Below are 7,527 nucleotides of genomic sequence, written 5' to 3' on the forward strand. Positions count from 1 at the left end.
GCCTAAATCGCGCGACCCGGCGTCAAACGGTCGAAAAACTCCGAAGAAACTGCCCGAAACAGGGCAAAAACAGCCGATTTTAGGGCTCGCAGGCCCCATTGTTACATTATGGCAACAATGGGGCGCAAACTTTCCCTTTACGTCAAAATTAACGTAGCGGCAGCTGCATTTTCGAGGCAGCTAACGTACCGGAAAGGCGCCTTTGGAGCGAGGCCGAATCTTGCCGCTCAGCCGGCGTCGCGGACCCTGGTCAAAGCCACCGAAAGCTTCTCCTGCGCCTCGCGATATTCGGCGAGTTTCTCGCGCTCTGCCTCGACCACCTCTTCCGGCGCGTTGGCGACGAACTTTTCGTTCGACAGCTTCTTGTGCAGGCGCGCGATCTCCTCGGTCACCTTCGCCAGTTCCTTCTGCAACCGCGCGGCCTCGGCCTGGAGGTCGATCAGGTTGCCGAGCGGCAGGCTCACCGTCGCCTCGTTGAGCACGATCTGCGCCGAGCCTTTCGGCGGTGCATCGGCGAGCGCGATATCGCCGACGCGCGCCAGCCGCTTGATCGCCTGGGCGTGACGCTCCAGCCGCTCTTGCGTCAGCGTGTTGGCGCCGATCACCATCAGCGGCGCGATCGCCGCCGGCGGCACGTTCATTTCCGAACGCACCGAGCGGATGCCCGAGACAAGGTCGACAAGCCAGTTGATGTCGGCGGCGGCCTCCCCATCCTCGAAGTCGGGCGACGGCCATGCGGCATGGCAAAGCAGCGACGAGCGCTCCGTGCCCTCGCCCGCGGTCTGCGCCCACAATTCCTCGGTCATGAACGGCATCATCGGATGCAGAAGCTTGTAGATCTCGTCCAGCACAAAGGCGACGCAGGCCCGGCTCTCGGCCTTGGCGGCCTCGTCCGTGCCCATGAACACCGGCTTCAACAGTTCCAGGTACCAGTCGCAGAACAGGTTCCAGACGAACCGATAGGCCGCGCCCGCCGCCTCGTTGAACCGGTAGCTGGTGATGCCTTCGGTGATGGCGCGCGCCGCCCGCGTCAGCTCGGTCAGGATCCAGCGGTTGACCGGCAGCTTGGCGTCGTTCAGCCAGAATTCGTCGTCGCGCGCGACCTCGTTCATCTCGGCGAAGCGCGTCGCGTTCCACAGCTTGGTGCCGAAATTGCGGTAGCCGGCGATGCGGGCCGGATCGAGCTTCACGTCGCGCCCTTGCGCCGCCATGACGGTCAGCGTGAAGCGCAGCGCATCGGCGCCATATTCGTCGATCAGCTCGAGCGGGTCGATGACGTTGCCTTTCGACTTCGACATCTTCTGCCCGTTCTTGTCGCGCACCAGCGCATGCACATAGACGGTATGGAAAGGCTCCTCGTCCATGAAGTGCAGACCCATCATCATCATGCGGGCGACCCAGAAGAAGATGATGTCGAAGCCGGTCACCAGCACGTCGGTCTGGTAATAGGTCTTGAGCTCAGGCGTCTGGTCGGGCCAGCCGAGCGTCGAGAATGGCCACAGCGCCGACGAGAACCAGGTGTCGAGCACGTCCTCGTCGCGGGTCAGGATCTCGCCCGGCTGGAAGTTTTCCAGCCTGTCCTCGACCCAGGCCTTCCACGGCCCTTCCAGCGCAAGGTAATATTCAATGGCGGCAGCGAGCGCCTCTTCCTCGGTCTTTTCGACGAAGACATGCCCGTCCGGCCCGTACCAGGCCGGGATCTGGTGACCCCACCAGAGCTGGCGCGAGATGCACCAGGGCTGGATGTTTTCCATCCAGTCGAAATAGGTCTTTTCCCAGTTCTTCGGCACGAAGTTGGTACGGCCCTCGCGCACCGAGGCGATCGCCGGCTTGGCGAGTTCGGCGGCATTGGCATACCACTGCTCGGTCAGGAACGGCTCGATCGGCACGCCGCCACGGTCGCCATGCGGCACGGCGTGGCGGTGCGGCTCGACCTTGTCGAGGAAGCCGCCTCCCTCCATCAGCTCAACGATCTTCTTGCGCGCGACGAAACGGTCGAGCCCATCGAGCTCGTCCCAGACGGTCTGACGTTCCGGCGTGATCTCAAGGCCGGCAAGGAAATCCTCATTGTTCTTCAGCTTGATGGCCGCCTCGACAGTGAGGATGTTGATCGCCGGCAGCTTGTGGCGTTTGCCTACCTCGAAGTCGTTGAAGTCATGCGCCGGCGTGATCTTGACCGCGCCGGAGCCTTTTTCCGGATCGGAATACTCGTCCGCAACGATCGGAATCTTGCGGCCGACGATCGGCAGCACGACGTTGCGGCCGACCAGATCGGTGAAGCGCTCGTCATCGGGATGCACGGCCACGGCGGTGTCGCCGAGCATCGTCTCGGGACGCGTCGTGGCGACCGTGATGAAGGTCTTCGGGTTCTCGGGGTCGAACGCCTCGCCCTCGATCGGATAGCGGAAGTGCCAGAGATTGCCGTTCACCTCCTGCTGCTCGACCTCGAGGTCGGAAATGGCGGTAAGCAGCTTCGGGTCCCAGTTCACAAGGCGCTTGTCCTTGTAGATGAGGCCTTCCTTGTAGAGGGTGACGAAGACCTCCAGCACCGCCTTGGACAGGCCTTCATCCATGGTGAAGCGTTCTCTGCTCCAGTCGGCCGAGGCGCCGAGCCGCTTCAGCTGGTTGAAGATCGCGCCGCCCGATTCGGCCTTCCACTCCCAGACTTTCTCGATGAACTCCTCACGCGTCAGATCGCGGCGGTGGATCTGCCTTTCCATGAGCTGGCGCTCGACCACCATCTGCGTGGCGATGCCGGCGTGATCCATGCCGGGCTGCCAAAGCACATTCTTGCCGCGCATGCGCTCGAAGCGCACGAGAATGTCCTGCAGCGTGTTGTTGAGCGCATGGCCCATATGCAGCGAGCCGGTGACGTTCGGCGGCGGGATGACGATGGTGAAGGCTTCGGCCCCTTCATCCGCGCCAGCGCCGGCCCGGAAGGCATCGGCCTCTTCCCAGACTTTGGCGATCTTCGGCTCGACGGCTTTGGCGTCGTATGTCTTTTCAAGCATGGAGGAGGTCCGAACTGTCGGGAACAAGCGTCCGGTGTAAATCGGAAGGTCTTGGCCGAGTCAACCGCGAGAACTGCGATCGCTCTTACAGATAGGCATGCCGCGACCGGCGACAATCCCGGCCGGTGCTGCGATGGCGGCTCGCCTGATGCAGGTCGACTGCAAGGGCGCAGCGGGTCCTGAAGCAAAAGCGCCGCCCGAAGGCGGCGCTTTTTCAGCCTGCGTGTTGCGGCAGCTTACTGCGCCCCGCGCGCCACGCGCTCGATCTCCTCGCGCACCAGCCTTTCGACCAGTGTCGGCAGGTTGTTGTCGAGCCAATCCTGCAGCATCGGCCGCAGCATCTCCTCGGCCATCTCGTCGAAACTCTTCTTGCCGCGGCTGGCAAAAGCGTCGGAAAGCTCGCCGAAGGCCGCGGCAACCTGCCGGCCCGCATGCTCGGAAAGGATCGCGGGCCGAGCCGGCTGTGCTTCCGGTTCGGATGCCCGGGGAGCGCCGGCATGCGTGGCAGCTTCAAACGCCGGCTCCTGCTTCTCGATCTCGACCCTCGGCGCGGGTTCCTGGACCCGGACGGCCGGTTTCGCGGTGACCGTGCTGCCGCCGACCGCCGCTATCTCGCGCCGCCAATCGGCGACGATGGTCTCGGCCGACTGCGTCGCGTTTGCCGCGCCCGGCCTGCTCGTGGCCGCTTGCGCGCTCGGCTCGGCACCCTCGGAATCGACCGCGACCGGAGCCGCCTTGACCGGCTCGGGACGAGCCTCGACGCGTGCAACCGCCGGATCGGCCGCGGCCAGCTGGGCCTGGACCTCCGCCAGCGTCGCCGGCTTGCGCGGGCCGGCGTCGGCATGCAACTCGGAACGAAAGGCGTCGACTTCGACCGTGGGTACGCTAATCGCGGCCGGCTCCAGATCCTGGCGCAGTTCACCGGCCTCGGCCGGCTGCTTGCGCCCGGTGTCGCTGTCTTCGATGATCCTCCGGATGGAAGCCAGTATCTCTTCCATGGAAGGTTCGCGCTGCGCGCTGCTTGCCGTCGCCATCGTCACATCCGCCGCCCTAGTGACCTGCCCCAAGAACTTGACCTGGCCAAGAACCGACCCGTTCAAGAACTTGACCCATTCAAGAATTCCGTTCCTGCCCGGGTCGGAATTCGAATCAATGGCGACAGCGTAACCGACGGATCGTCATCCGAGAATCCCCAATCTGGGGACACGTTGGATTTCAACAGATTAGGCGACCCAGCCCCATGAGCCGCCCGGAAAGACAAACGCCGCGCATCCATCGGACACGCGGCGTTTTGCCGAAAGCGTGCTGTCGGGAATCAGCGTCCGTCGGGCGTGCGCAGTCCGAACCACTTGTCCTTGACGGCGTTGTAATGCTCTTCGGGCCTGTATTTGGCGACCGCCAGGCCAAGGCGATCGACCGACAGCCGGCCCATCGCCTGGAGAATGGCATAGCTCGCCACCACCACGTCGCGCTCGGAACTGGCCTGGTTGATCTTGGCGGTGATGACCGCGTTCTGCGCGTTCAACACATCCAGCGTCGTGCGCTGGCCGACATTGCGCTCTTCGATGACGCCGTTGAGCGCCAGTTGCGCGGCATCGATCACCTGCCTGTTGGCAGCTACTGTTTCGCGCGCCGCGGTGTATTGCGTCCATGCCGTGACCAGAGCCTGGCGCACCTGATCGCGGGTGACGTCGATCTGGATGCGTGCCTCCGAAAGCGATTCCTTGTTCTGCCGCACAACCGCCGAGGTCCGGCCGCCCGAATAGATCGGAATGGTCAGCGTGGCGCCGATATTGGCCGACGTCGAGGTGCCGTTGGTGCCCCTGATGTCGGGAACGGAGTGGCTGTAATTGTCCGAAATGCCGGCCGAGGCGGTCACCTGCGGCAGCAGCGCGCCTTCCGACGACTTCACCGAAAAGGCCGCGGCATCGACGAGATGCTCTGTGGCAAGAATGGCGGGATGTTCGGCGGAAGCGATGGCCAAGGCGGAATCGACGCTACCCGGCAGCAGCTTGCCCAGCGGCGAGGCCGCCTTGAGCTTGCCCGGCTCGTCGCCGACGATCTGGTGATAGGTGGCGGCGCTCGCCAGCGCCGTCGCGCGAGCAGCGCTCAGCTGCGCCACGGCCGTCGCGCGCGAGGCATCGGCCTGGGCGACGTCGGTGCGGGTGCCCTCGCCCACCTCGAAGCGCGAGCGGGCGGCGCGCGCCTGCTCGCTCAGGAACTGCAGGTTCTGCTCGGTCAGCACCGCGACCTGGCGGTCGCGAATCACGTCCATATAGGCGCTGGCCGCGTTGAACAGGATGTTCTCTTCGGTGTTGCGCAGGCTTTCGACCGAGGCCTTCACCTGCGATTCGGCGGCCGCGACGTTGTTCTTGGTCTGAAAGCCGTCGAACAGCGTCTGGTTGATCTGTATGCCGAAGTTGCCTGTGGTGATGTTCTGGGTGGAGCCCTGCGCGTGGGTGCTGGTGTAGTCGATGCTGCTCGAACCGGTGACGGTCGGGCGCCAGCCCGACTTGGCGATGGCGACACCTTCATCGGTGACACGCACGCCGGCACGTGCGGCGTTGAGCTGCGAATTGTACTGATAGGCTTTGGCGAGAGCGCCCGTAATGGTTTCGGCGGAGGCGGCCAACGGCGAAAGCGCCGTGGCCGAAACAAGGATAGCTACTAAAACACTCTTGCGTAGAGGCGGCACGTTATTTCCCTCATTCGTTTTGCATGGGAACCACGCCACGCCAACCTACCCTTGCGGATCGGCCGGCGCCGCGCTGTTTATCGTTCCCCCGCTGACGGCCTCCCGGAAACGCCCGGTTAACCAATCAGCAACGATTGTCAGGCGCAAGCGATCATGACAGCGCCCTCGCCGCAAGGCAAAAACGCTCAGAATTCAAATGCGTGAGCACGTTCGAAGCCCGGTAGTGGCTTAATTGCCGCATTAAAGGCACGCCTTCCGGTTACAACCCCCCCTGCCTTGAAAAACAGCCGGGCCACGCCAGAGTTGCCCCGCCCTTCGACCGCAACCAGGCGGCCTTCTTCCGCAAGCTGGTCGAGCAGTGCCGGCGGCACTTCCTCGATGCTGCCGCCGATGAAGATGGCGTTGTAGGGTCCCTTGGCGGCCTGCCCCTGCGGCAGCGGCCCGGTGACCACCGTGACGTTCTGGCAGCCAAGGTTGGAAAGCGTGGATTTGGCGGCCTCCGCCAGTGCGGGATCGCTCTCCAGCGCGACGACGGAGCGCGCGAGCCGCGACAGCAATGCGGCGGAATAGCCGGTGCCGCAACCGACATCGAGCACCGAATCGCCCGCGTCGATCTCGGCCAGTTGCAAAAGCTTGGCGAGCGGCGACGGCTCCATCAGGTAGCGTGCGCCGCCGCCATTGGCGCCATCGGAAATGCGGATGTCTTCGTCGATATAGGCCAAATCCTGCTGCCCTGCGCCGACGAAGGCCTCGCGCGGAACGGCCAGCATCGCTTCGAGGAGCGGCGCGCTGGTCACATCGGTGGTCCGGACCTGGCCGTCGACCATCTTCACGCGGCGTTCGGAGAAATCAGCGTTCATGTCCCAACAATCCGCTCTCCGCGCCAGGCGCGCGGCCTAAACTTCGACTGGAACCCCTGCTCCGGCGCGGTTGCGCTGGAGCCCGCAAGCATCTGGAGGCCTCGCCCGGAATCGAACCGGGGTGCAAGGATTTGCAGTCCTCTGCGTAACCACTCCGCCACGAGGCCTCGCAATGCTCCCGGCGTTCCGAGCGAACTCATTATGTTGGCGCTCAAAGGTCGTCAAGCGCTCGCGCGTCATTCCCGACGCTTTCGCATGGAGCAGCCAAAGTGGTGATTACCAATCGGTTGTCGCGGGTGTGGCATCGCTGTGGCGCAGCCGCCCCAGCCTCTCAGTCTGGCCGGCGCCGGCGCTCCCACCAGACGACGAAACGCCGCCGGTGGCGCCGGATCATGGCGAATTCATAGGATAGAACCAGGAGACCGAGCGGAATCATCCAGAAGCCGAGAATCGGCAGAAAGCCCAGAAGCCCGCCAAGCGTAAGCAGCATGCCGATCGCGATTCGCCAGCCGCGCGAGCGCGGCATGGTGAACTCGCGGCCGAAGATCGAAATCTTGCGCGCCGGGGCGTTGTCATCATCCGCTGCGGTCATTCAAGCCAAATCCCATCTGCTGCCTAAGCCATTCAAGACGACAACCGGCCGCTTTGTTCCATGCCGGTGTGAAGCCCTTCATATGTGGGCGCGCCGAACGATGGCACAAATAGCCGCATCAAAAACTGGAGAAAAATTGCGAATTGCTTCTTTGCAAAGGCGAAAGGTGTTTGCTATAGGCTGCGCCACTCACGTCAGAGCCTCCGTTCCCCGGTAGCTCAGTGGTAGAGCAACCGGCTGTTAACCGGTTGGTCGCTGGTTCGAATCCGGCCCGGGGAGCCAAAACTTTCTCGGTCCGTTCCGGACACATAGGTTACGGTTTATACCGGAGACATGGGTAACACTTTTGGCCCGAAGGGGTTTTGGAGT

The 7,527-nt window shown here is 63.7% G+C and carries 5 protein-coding genes and 2 tRNA genes; 1 reads left to right on the forward strand and 6 read right to left on the reverse strand.

The annotated features are described in order from the left end of the window. Window positions 1-227 precede the first annotated feature (227 nt). The 6 genes from FJ956_RS16425 to FJ956_RS16450 form a co-directional block, all read right to left on the reverse strand. Window positions 228-3,011: a valine--tRNA ligase gene (locus FJ956_RS16425; protein WP_140680098.1), complete on the reverse strand. Its 2,784-nt coding sequence runs from the start codon at window positions 3,009-3,011 to the stop codon at window positions 228-230. A gap of 236 nt (window positions 3,012-3,247) precedes the next feature. Then, on the reverse strand, window positions 3,248-4,045 hold the full coding sequence (locus tag FJ956_RS16430) for a PopZ family protein (protein ID WP_140680095.1): 798 nt from the start codon (window positions 4,043-4,045) through the stop codon (window positions 3,248-3,250). 281 nt (window positions 4,046-4,326) lie between these two features. After that, window positions 4,327-5,706, reverse strand: coding sequence for a TolC family outer membrane protein (locus FJ956_RS16435; protein ID WP_140680090.1), 1,380 nt, complete (start codon window positions 5,704-5,706; stop codon window positions 4,327-4,329). 185 nt (window positions 5,707-5,891) lie between these two features. Beyond that, window positions 5,892-6,566, reverse strand: a complete 675-nt coding sequence (locus FJ956_RS16440) for a protein-L-isoaspartate O-methyltransferase (protein WP_140680087.1) — start codon at window positions 6,564-6,566, stop codon at window positions 5,892-5,894. Between the two features lie 93 nt (window positions 6,567-6,659). Further along, window positions 6,660-6,733: transfer RNA gene (locus FJ956_RS16445), tRNA-Cys, on the reverse strand. 164 nt (window positions 6,734-6,897) lie between these two features. Further along, window positions 6,898-7,158: a hypothetical protein gene (locus tag FJ956_RS16450; protein WP_095765002.1), complete on the reverse strand. Its 261-nt coding sequence runs from the start codon at window positions 7,156-7,158 to the stop codon at window positions 6,898-6,900. 207 nt (window positions 7,159-7,365) lie between these two features. Between FJ956_RS16450 and FJ956_RS16455 the strand changes: the two genes are divergently transcribed. Then, window positions 7,366-7,440, forward strand: a tRNA-Asn gene (locus FJ956_RS16455). Window positions 7,441-7,527 lie beyond the last annotated feature (87 nt).

This window comes from Mesorhizobium sp. B2-4-3 (assembly GCF_006442815.1).
Classification (GTDB): Bacteria; Pseudomonadota; Alphaproteobacteria; order Rhizobiales; family Rhizobiaceae; genus Mesorhizobium.

Coding starts and splice junctions, on each gene's coding strand:
- FJ956_RS16425 (WP_140680098.1), bottom strand. CDS start 3,011: ATGCTTGAAAAGACATACGACGCCAAAGCCGTCGAGCCGAAGATCGCC.
- FJ956_RS16430 (WP_140680095.1), bottom strand. CDS start 4,045: ATGGCGACGGCAAGCAGCGCGCAGCGCGAACCTTCCATGGAAGAGATA.
- FJ956_RS16440 (WP_140680087.1), bottom strand. CDS start 6,566: ATGAACGCTGATTTCTCCGAACGCCGCGTGAAGATGGTCGACGGCCAG.
- FJ956_RS16450 (WP_095765002.1), bottom strand. CDS start 7,158: ATGACCGCAGCGGATGATGACAACGCCCCGGCGCGCAAGATTTCGATC.